This is a genomic window from Halomonas sp. HAL1, from assembly GCF_030544485.1.
GTDB lineage: Bacteria > Pseudomonadota > Gammaproteobacteria > Pseudomonadales > Halomonadaceae > Vreelandella > Vreelandella arctica.
Genome location: NZ_CP130610.1, coordinates 2,244,338 through 2,263,837 on the forward strand (window position 1 = coordinate 2,244,338; position 19,500 = coordinate 2,263,837).

A 19,500-nucleotide genomic window follows, 5' to 3' on the forward strand; every position below is an offset into this window, starting at 1 on the left:
ATCATGCTGACTATTGCTAAATTGTGATCGTCTCATCGCCTGCCGCCCGGGCTGTTGCCTGGGCCACACGCTGCGTATCCGGTTTTTTTAATGTTACGTCATCATCGCGACCAGACCCCTTGGGTGTTATAGGGTCAAGCCTCACGGGCCATTAGTACACGTTAGCTCAACGCCTTGCAGCGCTTCCACACCGTGCCTATCAACCAGCTGGTCTCGCTGGGCCCTTCAGGAGGCTCTAGGCCTCAGGGATGTCTCATCTTGAAGGGGGCTTCCCGCTTAGATGCTTTCAGCGGTTATCCCGTCCGACCATAGCTACCCGGCAATGCCACTGGCGTGACAACCGGAACACCAGAGGGTCGTCCACTCCGGTCCTCTCGTACTAGGAGCAGCCCTTCTCAAACATCCAACGCCCACGGCAGATAGGGACCGAACTGTCTCACGACGTTCTAAACCCAGCTCGCGTACCACTTTAAATGGCGAACAGCCATACCCTTGGGACCGACTTCAGCCCCAGGATGTGATGAGCCGACATCGAGGTGCCAAACACCGCCGTCGATGTGAACTCTTGGGCGGTATCAGCCTGTTATCCCCGGAGTACCTTTTATCCGTTGAGCGATGGCCCTTCCATACAGAACCACCGGATCACTAGAACCTGCTTTCGCACCTGCTCGACGTGTCTGTCTCGCAGTCAAGCACCCTTATGCTCTTGCACTCAATGCACGATGTCCGACCGTGCTGAGGGTACCTTCGTGCTCCTCCGTTACTCTTTAGGAGGAGACCGCCCCAGTCAAACTACCCACCACACACTGTCCTCGATCCGGATAACGGACCTGAGTGAGAACGCCAATGATGCCAGGCTGGTATTTCAAGGTTGGCTCCCTTCGAACTGGCGTCCAAAGTTCAAAGCCTCCCAGCTATCCTACACAGGCAACATCAGCGTCCAGTGTGAAGCTATAGTAAAGGTTCACGGGGTCTTTCCGTCTAGCCGCGGGTACACCGCATCTTCACGGCGATTTCAATTTCACTGAGTCTCGGGTGGAGACAGCGTGGCCATCATTACGCCATTCGTGCAGGTCGGAACTTACCCGACAAGGAATTTCGCTACCTTAGGACCGTTATAGTTACGGCCGCCGTTTACCGGGGCTTCAATCAAGAGCTTCGCCTTGCGGCTAACACCATCATTTAACCTTCCGGCACCGGGCAGGCGTCACACCCTATACGTCCGCTTGCGCGTTAGCAGAGTGCTGTGTTTTTAATAAACAGTTGCAGCCACCTGGTATCTTCGACCGGTTCGGGCTTAGAGAGCAAGTCTCATCACCCTACGCCGGCGTGCCTTCTCCCGAAGTTACGGCACCATTTTGCCTAGTTCCTTCACCCGAGTTCTCTCAAGCGCCTTGGGATTCTCTCCCTGACCACCTGTGTCGGTTTGGGGTACGGTCGCACATGATCTGAAGCTTAGAGGCTTTTCCTGGAAGCGTGGCATCAGTGACTTCCTGACCGTGGTCAGTTCGTTTCGTGTCTCGGCCTGAAAAGGGTCCGGATTTACCTAAACCCTCAGCCTACTCACTTTCACCAGGACAACCAACGCCTGGCTCACCTAGCCTTCTTCGTCCCCCCATCGCAACCATGTCCGGTACGGGAATATTGACCCGTTTCCCATCGACTACGCCTTTCGGCCTCGCCTTAGGGGCCGACTCACTCTGCTCCGATTAGCGTCGAACAGAAACCCTTGGTCTTCCGGCGAGGGAGTTTTTCACTCCCTTTATCGTTACTCATGTCAGCATTCGCACTCGTGATACCTCCAGCAGACTTCTCAATCCACCTTCATTGGCGTACACGACGCTCCTCTACCGCTCATCCAAAGGATGAACCCGTAGCTTCGGTACCTGGTTTAGCCCCGTTACATCTTCCGCGCAGGCCGACTCGACTAGTGAGCTATTACGCTTTCTTTAAAGGATGGCTGCTTCTAAGCCAACCTCCTAGCTGTCTGAGCCTTCCCACATCGTTTCCCACTTAACCAGGATTTCGGGACCTTAGCTGACGGTCTGGGTTGTTTCCCTTTTCACGACGGACGTTAGCACCCGCCGTGTGTCTCCCACGCGTTACTCACCGGTATTCGGAGTTTGCCTCGGGTTGGTAAGTCGGGATGACCCCCTAGCCGAAACAGTGCTCTACCCCCGGCGGTACTACGTGAGGCGCTACCTAAATAGCTTTCGAGGAGAACCAGCTATCTCCGAGCTTGATTAGCCTTTCACTCCGATCCACAAGTCATCCAAATCTTTTTCAACAGATCCTGGTTCGGGCCTCCAGTTGATGTTACTCAACCTTCACCCTGCTCATGGATAGATCGCTCGGTTTCGGGTCTATATCCAGCGACTGTGTCGCCCAGTTAAGACTCGGTTTCCCTACGGCTCCCCTATACGGTTAACCTCGCCACTGAATATAAGTCGCTGACCCATTATACAAAAGGTACGCAGTCACAGAACAAGTCTGCTCCTACTGCTTGTACGCACACGGTTTCAGGATCTATTTCACTCCCCTCTCCGGGGTTCTTTTCGCCTTTCCCTCACGGTACTGGTTCACTATCGGTCAGCCAGGAGTATTTAGCCTTGGAGGATGGTCCCCCCGTCTTCAGTCAAGGTTTCTCGTGCCCCGACCTACTCGATTTCACATGATCAGATTTTCGACTACGGGGCTATCACCCGCTACGGCCGCGCTTCCCAACGCATTCGCCTAATCAGTCACATGCTTAAGGGCTGGTCCCCGTTCGCTCGCCGCTACTAGGGGAATCTCGGTTGATTTCTTTTCCTCAGGGTACTTAGATGTTTCAGTTCCCCTGGTTCGCCTCGTACACCTATGTATTCAGTGCACGATACCGATCTTATGATCGGTGGGTTTCCCCATTCAGAAATGCCCGGGTCACAGGTTGTTGCCACCTCACCGAGCCTTATCGCAGGCTACCACGTCTTTCATCGCCTCTGGCTGCCTAGGCATCCACCGTGTGCGCTTCATTGCTTGACCCTATAACCCGAAGGAGTCTGGTATCTCGCAATGATCACGTTTCATTTTGCCGGATACGCTGACGCGTATCACAATTTAAGACCACTTCTTGCGAAGTGTTCTTGTCAGCATGATATACATTGTTAAAGAGCAGCTGTTCAATGAACAGTGATAAAGCGGCGGGCGATAACTAAAACAACCGTTACAGCACAGCGACTTATCAGTGGTCACGAAACATTCACAAACGGTACTTAAGGTAAAACAGCGTAGCAACGTAATGGTGGAGCCAAGCGGGATCGAACCGCTGACCTCCTGCGTGCAAGGCAGGCGCTCTCCCAGCTGAGCTATGGCCCCAATACAACATTCACGCAAATTTCTGTAAAACAAGGCAAAATGCGACGACGTATAGCTTGCTATACGAGGAGCGTTTTAACGCAGTATTACAGGAATTTGGTGGGTCTGGGCAGACTTGAACTGCCGACCTCACCCTTATCAGGGGTGCGCTCTAACCAACTGAGCTACAGACCCGGCTATTTAACCATTACGCTTAAAAAGCACGTAACAGCTAAACTAACTACCGTTTGCTCTATCTTTGATCAGGTAATTCATTGTGGACGCTTACTAACTGTGACGCATCGTTTAAGGAGGTGATCCAGCCGCAGGTTCCCCTACGGCTACCTTGTTACGACTTCACCCCAGTCATGAACCACACCGTGGTGATCGCCCTCTTGCGTTAGGCTAACCACTTCTGGTGCAGTCCACTCCCATGGTGTGACGGGCGGTGTGTACAAGGCCCGGGAACGTATTCACCGTGACATTCTGATTCACGATTACTAGCGATTCCGACTTCACGGAGTCGAGTTGCAGACTCCGATCCGGACTGAGACCGGCTTTAAGGGATTCGCTGACTCTCGCGAGCTCGCAGCCCTTTGTACCGGCCATTGTAGCACGTGTGTAGCCCTACCCGTAAGGGCCATGATGACTTGACGTCGTCCCCACCTTCCTCCGGTTTGTCACCGGCAGTCTCCTTAGAGTTCCCGACATTACTCGCTGGCAAATAAGGACAAGGGTTGCGCTCGTTACGGGACTTAACCCAACATTTCACAACACGAGCTGACGACAGCCATGCAGCACCTGTCTTACAGTTCCCGAAGGCACACCAGAATCTCTTCCGGCTTCTGTAGATGTCAAGGGTAGGTAAGGTTCTTCGCGTTGCATCGAATTAAACCACATGCTCCACCGCTTGTGCGGGCCCCCGTCAATTCATTTGAGTTTTAACCTTGCGGCCGTACTCCCCAGGCGGTCGACTTATCGCGTTAACTTCGCCACAAAGTGCTCTAGGCACCCAACGGCTGGTCGACATCGTTTACGGCGTGGACTACCAGGGTATCTAATCCTGTTTGCTACCCACGCTTTCGCACCTCAGTGTCAGTGTCAGTCCAGAAGGCCGCCTTCGCCACTGGTATTCCTCCCGATCTCTACGCATTTCACCGCTACACCGGGAATTCTACCTTCCTCTCCTGCACTCTAGCCTGACAGTTCCGGATGCCGTTCCCAGGTTGAGCCCGGGGCTTTCACAACCGGCTTATCAAGCCACCTACGCGCGCTTTACGCCCAGTAATTCCGATTAACGCTTGCACCCTCCGTATTACCGCGGCTGCTGGCACGGAGTTAGCCGGTGCTTCTTCTGCGAGTGATGTCTTTCCTGCCGGGTATTAACCGACAGGCGTTCTTCCTCGCTGAAAGTGCTTTACAACCCGAGGGCCTTCTTCACACACGCGGCATGGCTGGATCAGGGTTGCCCCCATTGTCCAATATTCCCCACTGCTGCCTCCCGTAGGAGTTCGGGCCGTGTCTCAGTCCCGATGTGGCTGATCATCCTCTCAGACCAGCTACGGATCGTCGCCTTGGTGAGCCTTTACCTCACCAACTAGCTAATCCGACATAGGCTCATCCAATAGCGGGAGCCGAAGCCCCCTTTCTCCCGTAGGACGTATGCGGTATTAGCCTGGGTTTCCCCAGGTTATCCCCCACTATCGGGCAGATTCCTATGCATTACTCACCCGTCCGCCGCTCGTCAGCATCTAGCAAGCTAGATCTGTTACCGCTCGACTTGCATGTGTTAGGCCTGCCGCCAGCGTTCAATCTGAGCCATGATCAAACTCTTCAGTTTACAATCATTGTGATCCTTACTCGCTTACCTCAGGACTAGCCGAAGGCAGCAAAAGCGGATCAAACTTGGCTCAAGGTTCAAACGAATTCATTCAAACTTACGTTTTCATGACCGCTTGCCTTGATATTTGGTGATTTGTCACCAACGTCAGCAAGCGCCCACATGAATTACCTGATCAAATTGTTAAAGAGCTGGTCATCAAGGCCGTGCCCCGTTGACGTGTGGCGTATACTACCCGAATCTCCGGCAAGGTCAACAGTGAAGTCCATATTTATTAGTAAAATATCACTACCAATCAACGCCCACCCACCAAAAGCTGCCCAGACGCAAACATTGACCCAAGACAAAACAACATTTCCTCCCTTACGTAAGCTTAAGAATAAGCGGACTCAAACCGCCGTTCGTAAAAGCAAGGGAGAAATAATGATGACTATAAAAGCTATCGTCATACCTGTTCTGATAGCGGGTGCTGTTCTTACAACCAATATGGCAAGCGCAGAGGACGGACTGGAAAACTATCGTAACCGCTTCGAAGCGCTGCCTCACTTACCGCCTATTCCTGCAGATAACTCACTTACAGAAGAGAAGATTGAGCTGGGTAATATGCTATTTTTTGAACCGCGTATATCTTCTAGCGGCGTTATCAGCTGCGCCACTTGCCATAATCCGGCGCTTGGCTGGGCTGACCGCATACCACGAGCGGTGGGTCATGACGGGCAAATCGGGGAGCGCAACACCCCTACCGTGCTCAACAGTGGCTTTTTGGGATCCCAGTTCTGGGATGGCCGAGCTGCTGATTTAGAAGCCCAAGCGTTAGGGCCAATTGAAGCACCAGTAGAAATGGCCATGGATTTAGAAATGGCGCTAGATCGGTTAGTAGGGTTTGAGCTTTATCAGGAAAAATTCGGCGAAGCGTATCCTAACCAAGAAGACCCCATTACCGATGACAACCTAGCGCATGCACTGGCCGCGTTCCAACGCACACTCAACACACCCAACTCACCTTTTGATCGTTACCTACACGGCGATCAAGAAGCAATTAGCGAACAAGCTAAAGATGGCATGGTGGCCTTTGTTGATAATGGCTGTATCGCTTGTCATCGTGGTTCAAACTTTACCGACAGCCAATTCCATGCGATTCAAGTGCCGGGGTCAACCGACCTAGGTCGTTATGTTGTCACAGAAGAAGAGAGCGATAAGTACCGTTTCAGAACTCCCACGCTCCGCAATGTGGCGGTGACCTATCCTTATATGAATAACGGCGCCACCGAAACACTAGAAGAAGCCGTTGCCATAATGGGACAAGAGATGCTGGGGCGGGAGTTTGATAATGACACTATTGGTGACATAACAGCTTTTTTGAACACATTAACCGGCGAAATGCCCGAATTTGAAGTGCCCGCACTACCTTAATTAACTTACTGACTTAAACAAAGCAGCCGCCTGGTCAGTATCACCAGGCGGCAATGTGCTATACCTCAGCCAAACGGGCCAGCAGCTCTGCCCGACGCTCCTGAGTAGTAAAGGCTTCTTCGATAGCATTACGCGTTAACTGACGAAATACTGTCTCGCCCCAGCCAAATGCTTCAGCGCAAGCGATGTGATTAGTCAGCATGCCGCCACCAAAGTAAGCGGGATCATCTGAGCTAATCGTGACCTTGAGCCCTTCAGCCAACAGCTTAGGAAGCGGGTGATCACGCAGATCTTCCACCACCTTTAAACTCACGTTAGAAAGTGGGCAGACCGTTAATACAGTTTGCTCGCTGCGCAAACGTTCAACTACCTCATCACTTTCCAAACAGCGCACGCCATGATCAATACGTTGAACATCAAGTAGATCCAGGGCTTCTTGAATATATTCTGCAGGGCCTTCCTCTCCTGCATGGGCCACTCGAACAAGACCAAGCTGCTTGGCACGCTCGAACACTTCGACAAACTCAGCAGGCGGATTATTTTGCTCAGCGCTATCTAAACCGACGGCATCCAGCATTTTCCAATAGGGAGCGGCCTGCTCAAGCACATGCAATGCCTCATCTGCAGGACGATCACGTAGAAAAGCCATAATCATGCCGATAGAGAGATCGAGTGTCTCCTCGGCTTCCTGCTTGGCTTTTAATAATCCAGCCATGACTACTTCGAGAGGAACGCCACGCTGCAGATGTGCTTGGGGGTCAAAATGCATGTCGATATGCACTACGCCCTCTCCCCGCGCACGCTTGAAATAGTCCATCGCCAAGTCGTAAAAATCCTCTTCATTACGAAGCACATTCATGCCTTGGAAATAGAGATTCAGGAAACCTTGCAGGTCGCTGAAATGGTAAGCATCTTTGGCTTCTTGCACCGAGGCATAGGGTAAATCAATGTCATTACGCTTCGCCAAGGCAAACATTAATTCTGGTTCCAGAGAGCCTTCGATATGCAAATGCAGCTCTACTTTAGGAAGGTTGCGTAAGAAATCGTGCATGGAGGGCTCCGTGCTGTCGTATTAACTAATTATTCACTCAAGCATTGGCTAAGTTTACCGGCATCTAGATGCCAGTGGTACTCGACGCCAGGCAATAGGTTCAGCGAACTAATTTGATGGACAAAGAAAATAGCCGTGCGATTAACAAGCCATTTATCAAGTGAAGCAGCGACATGCTGTGCCGTTTTGGCATCAACGCCCGCAAATGGCTCATCAAGAATCACTAGTTGCGGGTTGCATAGCATCAGGCGGGCCAATGCCAAACGCCTACCCTGACCACCCGAAAGCTGCTGGCCTTTCTCGCCCACCGCCGTAGCTAAGCCTTTCGGCAGCTGTTCAACCCAGCTATCCAAGGCAACGTCACTCAATACGTCCCAAAGCATGTTATCGCTAGCGGCGGGGCTGGCAATACGCAAGTTCTCGGCTAAAGAAGCATCAAACAGATCCACTTGCTGAGTGAGTATGGCGAAGTGTTTGGCACGGCTCTCCTCCGAGAGTTGCCACGCTGGCACGCCGCCTACCATCACCTCACCCTGCGTGGCTCTTAAACGTCCCACCAACACACTGGCTAAAGACGATTTACCGGCCCCGGAGTTACCGGTAATCACCGCTCGCTTTCCAGCGGGCAGCTGAAAATCAATACGACTTAACGCGGGCTCTAATGTTTGCGCATAATGAAGAGAGAACTGATTCGCCTGAATGCTTAAACCAACATCATTAGGTAGCGTAACCGCGGAGACAGCCGACGGTGGCTCACCGGTGAACTCATTTAACCGGCGCACCGCCGCGTAGCTCGCGCCCAGCTTCACAAAACTAGCGGGCAGCGTCAGGTAGGCTTCGTTCACCCCCAATGCAATCAATACCGCCATGACTACAATAGGCCCCGTCACCAGCTGCTGGCTAAATATCAAGCTGGCCAGCCACAGTACTGCCAACACCATCAAACCACTAACGGCACTCACCAAGCAGTTTAACAACGCTGTCTTGCGACCTAAACGGCGCTGATTACTGAACGCCTGCTTTTCTTGGCTAGCGATAAGCGTCCGGTGCCACTGGGTAGTTTGATAACTCATCAGCTCAGCCGAGGCCTGCACTTGATCAACCACTAGGCGGCGCAAGGACTGCTGATCCACTACCTGCTGATAGCTTTGCGAAAATCCCCAGGTAGCAGCAAAGAGAGTCACCAGCAACCAGAGCAAGCCCAATGTCACCGCCATCAGCAAGGCAACGCTGGGCAACCAAATAGCCACAAAAAGCGACACAGCCACCATGCCAAGCAGCGTCACTAACGGTGGCACTAAAAGGCGCAGGTATAAATTATCCAGGGTATCGATATCCGCCGTTAACCGGCTAAGCCAGTCACTGGCACGCTTACCATGCAAACGAGCATCGTCTAGCCGCGTTAAATAGCCAAACACGCGATAACGCAAGTCAGCAAGCAGCGTTAACACCGTATTATGGTTATAGAGCCGCTCAATATAACGCGCAATAGTACGTGCCAAGGCGAAGAAACGAATGCCGCCACCGGGAACATAAACATCGAGTCGCGCAGGAATACCCAGCGCTAAGGCGATACCGGCCAGGGCACTGGCCGTAATAAACCAGCCCGACAAACCCAGCAGGGCAAGCCCAGCGATAAGAGTGACCCAAACCAGCAAAGCACCCACCAAAAAGCGCTGACGCCGTCGCACTAACAGCTGCAGCCAGGGAAGGAAGTCTCGAAAAATGGAACTCATAGGATTGCCTCTACCAACTCGCCCTTATTAAAAGCAAAGTGGCGCTGGGCAACGGCAATCACCTCTGGATGGTGAGTCGCTATCACCAGAGTGCGTCCCTGCTGGGCAAGCTCAAGCAAAGCCGACATAACGAACTGCTCAGTCTCCTGATCTAAGCTCGCTGTAGGCTCATCCAACAGCACTAGCGGAGCATTGCTGAGATATACGCGCGCAAGAGCAAGGCGCTGGGCCTGCCCACCTGACAACCCGACTCCGCGTTCACCAATTAGCGTATCCAGGCCATCAGGCAGCTGGGTTAAAAGAGACCCAAAACCTGCTCGCTGAAGCGCAGCCACCATTTCTTCACGGGAAGCGCGAGGTGACGCTAAACAAAGATTATCAATCAAGCTGCCATGCAAGAGGCAAGGCTGCTGATCTAACCAAGCGTATTGGCTATTGTCTTGACGGCGATACTCACCTGAACTTGGGGCAATAAAGCCTGCAAGCAACGCCAGCAGGGTCGATTTCCCACTGCCCGAGGCTCCGCTAATCGCCACCACCTCTCCCTGTTTAATCGTAAGATTAATAGGGCCAATGACGTGCCCACGTACGGGATAAGCAACGCTAACGGTCGTTAACTCAATTACCGATGACGCCGATAACGGCGGTATAGAGTCACGCTCACTCACAAAGGAGGGTTGATTGAGTATACTCACCACGCTTTCAGCAGCCCCCAGCGCCGCCGCACGGTCATGGTAATGCTGAGACAGCGTGCGCAAAGGCTGGAAAAACTCAGGAGCCAGCAATAGCACTGCTAAGCCTGAAAAAAGCGTGAGTGACGATGAAGGCCCATACTCGATATAACCCAGCAGTCCGAAGCCCACATACATGGCCACAACGGCAATCGCTACCGAGGAAAAAAACTCAAGTACCGCGGAGGAAAGGAAGGCCAGGCGCAAAGTACGCATACTAAGACGCCGATAACTATCAGTGGCATGCCAGACATCCTGCTGGGCAGCTGACGTCCGCCCAAACAGTTGCAGCGTGGTCATACCGCGCACACGGTCAATAAAGTGGGCTGAAAGACGTGAGACGGCAACGAATTGATCACGATTAAGACGTTCAGCGCCCATACCCACCAGCGCCATAAAAAGGGGTATAAGCGGGGCAGAAAGCAGCAAAAACAGTGCTACCAAATAGTCCAGCCACCCCACCACCGCCACTATTAATAGCGGTAAATAAAGCGTAATTCTCAGTTGCGGATAAAAGCGTGCAAAATAGCCTTCCAACGTATCAATGTGCTCAACCACCTGACTGGCTAGAGAGCCGCTATGTTGGCTGGTCAGCCAAATCGGCCCTAGCGCGGACAATTTATCCAACAGCTGAGCCCTGGCGCGCTGACGGATTCGCAAGCTTGCCTCCAGGCTCAAGGTCTCATGGCCCCACTGAAAGGCTGCACGTAACAGCACGCTACCCACCAGCAGGGCAAATACCGGCAACAGATCAATGGGTAAACGATCATGCACAATCAGTTGATCAATCAGCCACGCCAAGCCAACGACTACCACAACCGTTTGACTGCCGGCCAGCACACCGCAAAGAGCAGAGCCCAGCAGACGTTTGCGCTCTCCCCTCGCCAGCGTTTTCAGCCAGCTGCGCGGCGTAAGGGAGAACGCCTCATCAGTTACCATCCGCTTAGTGGTATCCCTCGCCTACACGCACCTTGCCGCGGAACACCCAATACGTCCAAGAAGTGTACGCAAGGATGATGGGGATAACGAAGAGCATGCCAATCAATAAGAAAAGCTGCGATTCTGGGGCTGAAGCTGCATCCCACAACGTATAGTTCGGGGGCACAATGACCGGCCATTTACTGACAATCAAACCTAAATAGGTAAATAAATAAATACCGATGGTGGCGATAAAAGGAATACCTTCGTCCCGACGCTTAACCGAACGATAAACCATAAACGCCGATAGCAATGCCAGCGCAGGGAATATCCAGATCAATTGCAGATTGCCAAACCAGCGCTCCCACACCATTGGGTTAACGAACGGCGTCCAAATACTGATAATCGCGAAAACCCCTAGCACAAGCGCCAATAGCATAGGGGTAATTTTATAGGCCCAGTCTTGAATATGGCCTTCTGATTTAAGTATCAGCCAAGTTGCTCCAAGTAGCGCGTAGCCTGCCATTAAGCCAAGGCCAGTTAATACAGAAAAAGGCGTCAGCCAATCAAATGCCCCGCCCACATAGGCGAAATTCTCAACCGGGAAACCTTGAATATAAGCACCTACCACGGCACCTTGCGCAAAGGCAGCGATCGCCGACCCCCAGCAAAACGCGCGGTTCCACCAGTGCCGATTACGCCTGGACTTAAAGCGAAGCTCGAAAGCAACACCTCGGAAGATCAACCCAGCCAACATCAAGAAAACACCAATGTATAAAGCTGGCAAAAACACCGAATAAACCAGCGGAAATGCGCCTAACAACCCTGCACCACTTAGCACCAGCCATGTTTCGTTGCCATCCCATATTGGCGCCACCGAATTCATCATCACATCCCGAGCATCTTCATCAGGTGCAAAGGGATAAAGAATCCCCAGACCCAAATCAAATCCATCCATGAGCACGTACATCATAATGCCGAAGCCGATGATAAAGGCCCAGATCAACGTTAAATCAAACATTTCCATGTTTAGCTCCTCACCGGTTCAACGTCGTCATCATAGGGGGTATGGGCAGCCGACATAGGCCGCATCGGTCGCTTGAAGTGATTATCAGTCGTAGAGTCCTGCTCCTCAGGTAACATGCCGTTGCGCACGACCCGAGTGAGGTAATACACACCCGTATAAAACACTACGCCGTAGACTAAGACATAACCAATCAAAGTGAATAACGCCATTGGACCCGTCAATGAAGGCGTCAGCCCTTCTTCATGGGTCATCATGCCGTAAACCAACCACGGAGACCGACCTGATTCAGTGACAATCCAACCCGCCAATACAGCGACAAAAGGCATCGCAATCATGCCAGTGAGTGTCTTTAAAAACAGTGGCTGTTCATAAACACGCCCCTTGCGGCGCAGGATCAGTCCTGCGAACGCTACCGCTATCATCAACAGACCAATCCCCACCATTACACGGAATGCCCAGAACACAATGATGACAGGCGGTTGCTCTTCCGGTGGCGCTTCACTGATGCCAGGAATCTCCCCGTCAGGTGAGTGAGTAAGAATGAGGCTTGCTAGATTAGGAATACCAAACGCAAAGTGATTGGTCTGGGCCTCCTGGTCAGGAATGGCAAAAAGAAGCAATGGCACATTGGTAGAGGTCTCCCAATGACCTTCCATCGCAGCAACCTTGGTCGGCTGGTGCTCCAGAGTATTCAGCCCATGAAAATCGCCAATCACCGCTTGAGTCGGTGCTAAAAAAAGCAGTAGCCAAAGACACATCGAAAGTGCTCGGCGGTTTGCCTCCGGATCGCGATCACGTAACAAGAACCATGCGCTAACCCCCGCCACCACAAAGCCGCCTGTTAAGAAAGAGGCAACGGCCATGTGCAAGAAGCGATATGGAAATGACGGGTTAAAGATCGCCTCGCGCCAAGAGGTAACATGGAAGCGAAAGTCGATTAGCTCCACGCCTGCTGGTGTATGCAGCCAACTGTTGGCAGATAAAATCCAAAAAGCGGAAATGAACGTCCCAATCGCCACCATAATAGAGGCAAACAGATGCACCCCTTGAGGCACCTTACCTCGACCAAACAAGAGCACGCCTAAGAAAGCGGCTTCCAGGAAGAAAGCTGTCACCACCTCATAGCTCAACATGGGACCGAGGAAGTTAGAAGAAGCTAGGGAAAAATTGCTCCAGTTAGTCCCAAACTGAAACGACATCACAATACCTGACACGACCCCCATTCCAAAGACAACGGCAAACACCTTTGTCCAGAAAAGCGAGAGACGATCCCAAGCTGGATTGTTGGTCTTGAAGAATAGGCCATGAAGCAGCGCAATGTAGGACGCCAGACCAATAGTAAACACGGGGAAGATCGCGTGAAACGACACAACGAATGCAAATTGCAATCGCGATAATACGAGCGGATCAAGTTCCATTTCACTCTCCTAAGGCCTGAATCGATATTCCATCAACGAGTTAACACAAGCTTAGTTGAGCCGTAATGGCAGCGCACTTTTAGTTATAAGCACTAAGCTTATTTCTTAACTATGTTAATTTTTAAACATGCTGTTCATTTAAGTCAGCATCATACATTGACAGCCTAACACCCAAGATGGGTCGCATTGACGCACCAAGCACCATAGCGGTGCGCTATTAGGAACATACGCCTAGCGAGACATAATAACGACGCTTACCATATAGCCGGTGTACGCGACAAAAAGCGCCAGCAGTATCCCACCTTCCAAACGATTAATACGCCGTGGGCGGCCACGCCAAGAAAACGCAAATAGAATCATCAGTAGTGTCATACCGGTCATCACGCTCCAGTCGCGCACCAATACTTCCCGACCCGCTTCAATGGGTGCAATGACCCCTGCTAGGCCAACGACTGCCAAGCTATTAAAGAGGTTAGAACCAACCACGTTGCCCAACACCAAATCGTGTTCTTTCCGACGCAGAGCGCTAACAGAAGAGGCGAGTTCCGGCAGCGAGGTCCCAATAGCGACGACGGTTAGACCAATAATCAAATCACTGACACCGAAGCGAACCGCAATTTCAACCGCCCCCCACACCAATAGACGTGAACTAGCGATCAAAAACAGCAGCCCTACCAGGGTCCACATAATGGATTTACCCCGGGACATCGGTTTGCTATCCAGGGTCTCAGCTACTTCAGATACGATTGCGTCGTCAGGCTGACTACGTGAGCGAATAATACTAACAACGATAAAAGCCACTAATGCCAGTAAAAGACAGACGGCTTCCCAGCGTGCTACAAAACCGTCCAGCAGCATCAAGCCAGTCGCCAGCATGACTAGCATAAGTATTGGCATTTCTTTACGGATAACGCTGGAATGAACGGCTAATGGCGAAATAAGCGCTATTAGTCCCAGTATTAAGCCGATATTAGCAATATTAGAACCGTATGCATTACCTACCGCCAGCCCTGGGTTACCATCTATTGCCGCCAGCACCGATACCATCATTTCTGGGGCCGAGGTACCAAAACCGATGACAAGCATCCCAATTAACAGCGGCGAAAGCCCAAGCCAACGCGATGTGGCTGCAGCGCCGTCAATAAACTTTTCGGCACTCCAAACCAATAAGATCAAACCAAACACAACCGCTAATGTGGGAAGCAGCATTTCATGTCCTTCATGGCATAATGAACGGCACTAATTTCAACGTTTTGTTTCTTAGTGCCCTTCATAGCGAGGGCACTAAGATGATTTTACTAGCAACGCTAACTATCACGTTGCGACCTCTTGCTGAGGAGCTATCCTGGCAGAGAAGCAACCGGCAGTGCTGTTCATCCGTCGCCACTCGCCATTGCGCCGCAGCATCGTTGTCTAAACTGATGCCATGGTCAAGCGGCTTGCCTATGTTTTTGAACATTATTTCAGCCACATAGGCTTGCTATAATGTTCAATTAACAGCTTAATTCGCCATATCCTAGTAGCTTAGCTAGGGATTCGCACTGAGAGTTTTGGTTTTTGCCCCCACAAAGATTAACCAAGCGCCGCACATTACCGGTCAACACACCGCTCGTTGACCGCTCGCCACCTGAGGTAAGAACTCAGCGACGGCGTTTGCGTGCCTGTCATGAATGTGACTGGGTCTCGGCGCTACCACCACTCAGCTCCGGTGAAAAAGCCAGCTGCCCGCGCTGCTCTCATGTTTTAGTCACTCGCCACCGCTACCCAGCACAGCGGAGTATGGCACTGGCCATCGCATCACTGATCGCGCTGATAGTAGCGGTATCATTTCCCTTTATTAGCTTTACGGTTAGCGGTGTTAGTAACCGTATTGAGCTGACTCAGACGGCCACCTCGTTGATTGGATTTCATCAGCCTATCGTCGCCATCGCCATCATAATGACGATTGTGGTACTGCCAGCCGTCTACTTATTCGGTGTACTTTGGCTTCAGTTTGGCCTTCTGCGCAATCATCCCCTGCCCTTTAGCCGGGATATTGCCCGAACATTAGCGCACTTAACGCCCTGGATGATGGCCGATGTATTTATTATTGGCGCCCTGGTAAGCCTGATCAAAATAGCGGGCCTAGCCGATGTTGAGCTAGGGATATCCTTTTGGGGATTTTGCGTGTTTGCGCTGCTACTACTGATGACCACTCAATCTATCGACGCAGATTGGATGTGGTTCTCGCTAGAGGGAGAACCCCTGGCCCCCGACGGCACTCAAACTGGAATTCCTGCCGCTGGCCAAGGGTTAACTGGCTGCCCCACCTGCGGGCTTATTAATCGCCTATCATCACAGGGCCGAGGACATTGTATTCGCTGCCATGAAAAGCTTCACCAGCGGTTACCGCATAGCTTACAGCGCACATGGGCACTGCTGGGCGCCTCCGCGATTATGTACATTCCTGCTAATATTTACCCTATTATGACCACCACAAGCTTGGGCAACTCTTCACCATCAACCATCATAGGCGGTGTCGTTCAACTGATACAGATGGGCTCCTGGCCAATTGCAGCCGTTATTTTCATAGCCAGCGTTATCGTACCAGTCGGCAAATTAGTTGCCTTAACCTGGCTTTGCCTAGTCGTTAGACGCAGCACCGTCTTGAATGCCCAAAGCCGTACTCGGCTTTATCGCTTAACGGAATTTATCGGCCGCTGGTCGATGGTCGATGTTTTTGTGGTCGCTATTTTGGTGGCGCTGATCCGCGCAGGATCATTAATGTCGATTACACCAGGTCCAGCTGCACTCGCCTTCGGCTCTGTGGTTGTGTTGACCATGTTGGCGGCGATGACATTTGATCCACGCTTAATATGGGATACATCACCTCCCCATAGAAACTCTCTTCGCCACTTTCTTCTTCGCCGTAAAGCGGCCACCAAGGAACCTGTTGATGGCTAATGAAACAACTCCGCCTACTTCCAACCAGGCTAATGCTGACTCCGCCAGCGAACAGGATTTAAATAAGGCCAAGACATCGCGTCAAACGCGCCTTTCGCCTATTTGGGTAGTGCCTATCGTCGCCATTGCGATTGGCTTATGGCTGGTATATGACAACTACTCCAGTCGCGGCACCCAGGTCACGCTTACCATGGATAATGCAGAGGGCATCGAAGCGGGCAATACACTGATCCGCAGTCGCAATGTTGAAATTGGTCGTGTACAGAGTGTGCGTCTATCCGATGATCTCTCTCATGCAGTATTAACCGCACGCATCCAGCCGGAAGTCGAGGATATGCTGCGCGAAGATAGTCGCTTCTGGGTGGTTAAACCGCGCATTGGGCGTGAAGGAATTAGCGGCCTGGGTACCGTACTATCCGGCGCTTACATTCAGCTTGAGCCCGGCACTGAAGAAGCACCTAGACGCGAGTTTCCTGTCAGCGACATCCCTCCCGTCGCCCCGGCCGGGCAGGCAGGCCTGCGACTAAGCCTAACCAGCCAGCTGGGAAACTCCCTTCGCGTCGGCGACCCGGTTTCCTATCAGGGCTACACCGTGGGGCGCATTGAAGAAAATAGCTTTGAACCTGATTCGCGCACTATGCAGCATCAGGTATTCATTGAAGAGCCGTATACCGACTTAGTGACCGACAGCACGCGTTTTTGGACCTCTAGTGGTATCGATTTTCGTTTAGGTGCTGATGGTGTACGCGTTAACGTCGAATCCATTGAAGCCTTACTCGGCGGCGGCGTTACGTTTGGCGTACCTGAAGACCTACCCATGGGGCAGCCAGTCGAAGCCAATACGCGCTTCACCCTTTATGCTGATGAAGATGCGGCGCGAGAAGGAACCTTTAATCGTTACTTAGAGTATGTACTGCTGGTAGATGAAACGGTTCGCGGTCTTTCAAAAGGAGCCCCTGTAGAGTTTCGTGGGGTGCGAATGGGTACCGTTGCCGCCGTGCCCTGGAACTTTACCGCTCCTCAGCCTGACTCGCGCGCGCGCTTTGCAATTCCTGTGTTGATCAGGATTGAGCCACAGCGTCTGGGTATTGAAAATAGCGATATTAATCTAGAAGAGTGGCAAGCTCGTTTCGAACGCATGTTTGGCCTGGGGCTTCGCGCATCACTCAAAAGTGGCAACCTGCTGACAGGCGCACTGTTTGTCGACTTAAACTTCCAACGCGACCTTGCCGGCGAGTATGTCGCCGAACGATTCTCAGAGCGCGACGTATTCCCTACCGTGGCGGGCGGGTTTGCGCAGATTCAAGCACAAGTGACCGATTTGCTTGAGAAATTGAATAGCCTCGAGGTTGAGCCGTTACTTGCTGGCTTGGACCGTAATTTGCAGGCCTCCGAGGGTGTGCTTAATGAAGTACGTGAAGTAAGCGCTTCTCTCAATCAGCTGCTGAATGATCCTGAGACCCAGGCGATTGGTGGCAACCTAAACGGGACTCTTGAGGAACTGCGTAGCACGCTGGAAGGGCTGTCTCCGTCATCGCCCGCTTACCAAGAGCTCACCACTGCCATCGAACGACTGGATCGCTTAATGCGGGATTTGCAGCCACTTACCCGCACGCTTAACGACAATCCCAGGGCTCTGCTGTTTGATAACCTGGATGCCCAAGACCCCATTCCGCGCGCGCCACGTGATTAAGGAACCCTCCATGCTTATAGGGACTAGAATGACGAACTGGATCAAGTGTTTACTGCTACTAATGATCTGCGCACTGGTAACCGCTTGCGCCAGCAGTGTTACTCCCCCTGCGCGCTATATGCTGCCGAGCGACACTGTGAGCAGTACCACTAACCAGCCAGAGGGTACACTCGTACTGAGTAGCCCTCGACTTGCGCATTATCTTGACGTTGACGGGATAGTGATGCAGTTAGACGATATTACGCTGAACGCGGCACGTGAGCATCAGTGGGCGGAAGGGTTGGATAGGCAGTTAGAACGCCGCATGCGCGCCAATTTATCGCAAGCGATGCCCACGCTCAGGGTGATGCGCGCAGAGGGCGAACCCGCTAACGCATTGACCCTGCGCCTTACTGTTGATCAATTCCAAGGCCGTTTTGATGGTGTCGCCGTCGCGAGTGGCCAATGGCAATTAGTCAACACTGCTGGCGAACTGTTGGTAATGGAGAATTTCTACTCGGAGACACCGCTTGAAACAGATGGCTACCCAGCGCTCGTGCGCGCTCTGAGCGAAAGCTGGGATCAAGCCGCCGAGCTTATCGCCAATGAAATACGCCAAGGCAATTATTTTAATTAATTCAAGGCTTACTAACCGTGGTTTGCTGAACTACGCTAAACATCAGCCTTCTCAGGGATGTTCTCATGATAGATGAAACGAACAACACTGCTGAATTGCCCGCTGCACAACTGCGCGAGGCGATCAATGCGTTAATGCAGACAGTGACATCCCTGCTGGAGGGAGAGGCGTCACTCGCAACCCTTGAAACAGCCCTGCATAGTCACGACGCTCTACTCGATCAGTTAGCCATTCACTCGCTCGACGCGTCAACGCTAGCCGCGCTTGAGCGTATTGAGCAATTTATAACTCTGCACGCGGGAAATTACTATCAAACCGCCTACGCCGAGTTCGATAACAAACAAAAAAATCGTTTTATTTCTCTTTTTGCACGACGACTACTCGCCCTTGATGGGTTGGGACCGGCGACGGCACAACAGCTATTTCAGCTAGGCGTATACACACCCGAGCAATTTTTTGCGTTAACACCTGGCGAGCTTGCCCAGCTGCAATTACCGCCCGCGACATTAGCTCGGTTGATCCCTCTTCATACCCAGCATTCACTACTGACACAAGAGAGCTAAACAGGCTTGCATCTTATATTCGTGTTACACTGCTCGGCTAATTACTGATACGTAAGTTTTCTGATGTGCCCGTGCACATCAGTCTCAGCATTTCTTAGCGCTGTAATCTTCACGTCTCCTTTCACGGTCATCCACGGCTAACTAACGACCATCGCGGCATGCTGAGATATCTGGCACACTTCGCTGCCGCGAAGGGCAATCAACCTCGCTTTTTGAAC

General features: G+C 52.0%; 11 protein-coding genes, 2 tRNA genes and 2 rRNA genes. 5 read left to right on the forward strand and 10 right to left on the reverse strand.

Translation table 11 applies throughout. The annotated features are described in order from the left end of the window. Positions 1-130: 130 nt before the first annotated feature. The 4 genes from Q3Y66_RS10530 to Q3Y66_RS10545 form a co-directional block, all read right to left on the reverse strand. Positions 131-3,021: ribosomal RNA gene (locus Q3Y66_RS10530) — 23S ribosomal RNA — on the reverse strand. 257 nt (positions 3,022-3,278) lie between these two features. Continuing rightward, a tRNA-Ala gene (locus Q3Y66_RS10535) sits at positions 3,279-3,354 on the reverse strand. Between the two features lie 97 nt (positions 3,355-3,451). After that, positions 3,452-3,528, reverse strand: a tRNA-Ile gene (locus tag Q3Y66_RS10540). A 112-nt stretch (positions 3,529-3,640) separates the two neighbouring features. Further along, positions 3,641-5,173: ribosomal RNA gene (locus tag Q3Y66_RS10545) — 16S ribosomal RNA — on the reverse strand. Together the 16S and 23S rRNA genes with 2 tRNA genes alongside form the textbook arrangement of a ribosomal RNA operon. 162 nt (positions 5,174-5,335) lie before the next feature. Here Q3Y66_RS10545 and Q3Y66_RS10550 point away from each other — a divergent pair. After that, positions 5,336-6,586, forward strand: a complete 1,251-nt coding sequence (locus Q3Y66_RS10550; protein WP_238528427.1) for a cytochrome-c peroxidase — start codon at positions 5,336-5,338, stop codon at positions 6,584-6,586. 58 nt (positions 6,587-6,644) lie between these two features. Here Q3Y66_RS10550 and Q3Y66_RS10555 read toward each other — a convergent pair whose 3' ends face one another. The 6 genes from Q3Y66_RS10555 to Q3Y66_RS10580 form a co-directional block, all read right to left on the reverse strand. Next, positions 6,645-7,637: an adenosine deaminase gene (locus Q3Y66_RS10555; protein ID WP_008956270.1), complete on the reverse strand. Its 993-nt coding sequence runs from the start codon at positions 7,635-7,637 to the stop codon at positions 6,645-6,647. A 29-nt stretch (positions 7,638-7,666) separates the two neighbouring features. Next, on the reverse strand, positions 7,667-9,373 hold the full coding sequence (cydC, locus tag Q3Y66_RS10560) for a thiol reductant ABC exporter subunit CydC (RefSeq protein WP_008956269.1): 1,707 nt from the start codon (positions 9,371-9,373) through the stop codon (positions 7,667-7,669). After that, a complete protein-coding gene (cydD, locus tag Q3Y66_RS10565; protein ID WP_008956268.1) occupies positions 9,370-11,043 on the reverse strand; it encodes a thiol reductant ABC exporter subunit CydD in 1,674 nt (557 codons plus the stop codon). The genes cydC and cydD overlap by 4 nt, the downstream gene beginning before the upstream one ends. 4 nt (positions 11,044-11,047) lie before the next feature. Further along, positions 11,048-12,049 (reverse strand): cytochrome d ubiquinol oxidase subunit II, encoded by a 1,002-nt coding sequence (cydB, locus tag Q3Y66_RS10570; protein WP_008956267.1) that lies wholly within the window; start codon positions 12,047-12,049, stop codon positions 11,048-11,050. Between the two features lie 2 nt (positions 12,050-12,051). Continuing rightward, positions 12,052-13,467 carry a cytochrome ubiquinol oxidase subunit I gene (locus Q3Y66_RS10575; protein WP_008956266.1) on the reverse strand — a complete coding sequence of 472 codons (1,416 nt, stop codon included), beginning with the start codon at positions 13,465-13,467 and terminating at the stop codon, positions 12,052-12,054. Between the two features lie 231 nt (positions 13,468-13,698). Beyond that, positions 13,699-14,676, reverse strand: coding sequence for a calcium/sodium antiporter (locus Q3Y66_RS10580; RefSeq protein WP_008956265.1), 978 nt, complete (start codon positions 14,674-14,676; stop codon positions 13,699-13,701). A 348-nt stretch (positions 14,677-15,024) separates the two neighbouring features. Here Q3Y66_RS10580 and Q3Y66_RS10585 point away from each other — a divergent pair, with 348 nt between their 5' ends. The 4 genes from Q3Y66_RS10585 to Q3Y66_RS10600 all read left to right on the forward strand — a co-directional run bounded on the left by Q3Y66_RS10585 (position 15,025) and on the right by Q3Y66_RS10600 (position 19,282). After that, positions 15,025-16,410, forward strand: coding sequence for a paraquat-inducible protein A (locus Q3Y66_RS10585; protein ID WP_035586099.1), 1,386 nt, complete (start codon positions 15,025-15,027; stop codon positions 16,408-16,410). Further along, positions 16,403-18,103: an intermembrane transport protein PqiB gene (pqiB, locus tag Q3Y66_RS10590; RefSeq protein ID WP_008956263.1), complete on the forward strand. Its 1,701-nt coding sequence runs from the start codon at positions 16,403-16,405 to the stop codon at positions 18,101-18,103. The genes Q3Y66_RS10585 and pqiB overlap by 8 nt, the downstream gene beginning before the upstream one ends. A 28-nt stretch (positions 18,104-18,131) precedes the next feature. Next, complete coding sequence (locus tag Q3Y66_RS10595; RefSeq protein WP_008956262.1) at positions 18,132-18,719, forward strand: membrane integrity-associated transporter subunit PqiC; 588 nt, start codon at positions 18,132-18,134, stop codon at positions 18,717-18,719. Between the two features lie 65 nt (positions 18,720-18,784). Continuing rightward, on the forward strand, positions 18,785-19,282 hold the full coding sequence (locus Q3Y66_RS10600) for a hypothetical protein (RefSeq protein WP_008956261.1): 498 nt from the start codon (positions 18,785-18,787) through the stop codon (positions 19,280-19,282). The last annotated feature ends 218 nt before the right edge of the window (positions 19,283-19,500 follow it).

Coding starts and splice junctions, on each gene's coding strand:
- cydC (WP_008956269.1), bottom strand. CDS start 9,373: ATGAGTTCCATTTTTCGAGACTTCCTTCCCTGGCTGCAGCTGTTAGTG.
- Q3Y66_RS10580 (WP_008956265.1), bottom strand. CDS start 14,676: ATGCTGCTTCCCACATTAGCGGTTGTGTTTGGTTTGATCTTATTGGTT.
- cydB (WP_008956267.1), bottom strand. CDS start 12,049: ATGGAAATGTTTGATTTAACGTTGATCTGGGCCTTTATCATCGGCTTC.
- Q3Y66_RS10575 (WP_008956266.1), bottom strand. CDS start 13,467: ATGGAACTTGATCCGCTCGTATTATCGCGATTGCAATTTGCATTCGTT.
- Q3Y66_RS10550 (WP_238528427.1), top strand. CDS start 5,336: ATGAATTACCTGATCAAATTGTTAAAGAGCTGGTCATCAAGGCCGTGC.
- Q3Y66_RS10600 (WP_008956261.1), top strand. CDS start 18,785: ATGATAGATGAAACGAACAACACTGCTGAATTGCCCGCTGCACAACTG.
- Q3Y66_RS10555 (WP_008956270.1), bottom strand. CDS start 7,637: ATGCACGATTTCTTACGCAACCTTCCTAAAGTAGAGCTGCATTTGCAT.
- pqiB (WP_008956263.1), top strand. CDS start 16,403: ATGGCTAATGAAACAACTCCGCCTACTTCCAACCAGGCTAATGCTGAC.
- Q3Y66_RS10595 (WP_008956262.1), top strand. CDS start 18,132: ATGACGAACTGGATCAAGTGTTTACTGCTACTAATGATCTGCGCACTG.
- cydD (WP_008956268.1), bottom strand. CDS start 11,043: ATGGTAACTGATGAGGCGTTCTCCCTTACGCCGCGCAGCTGGCTGAAA.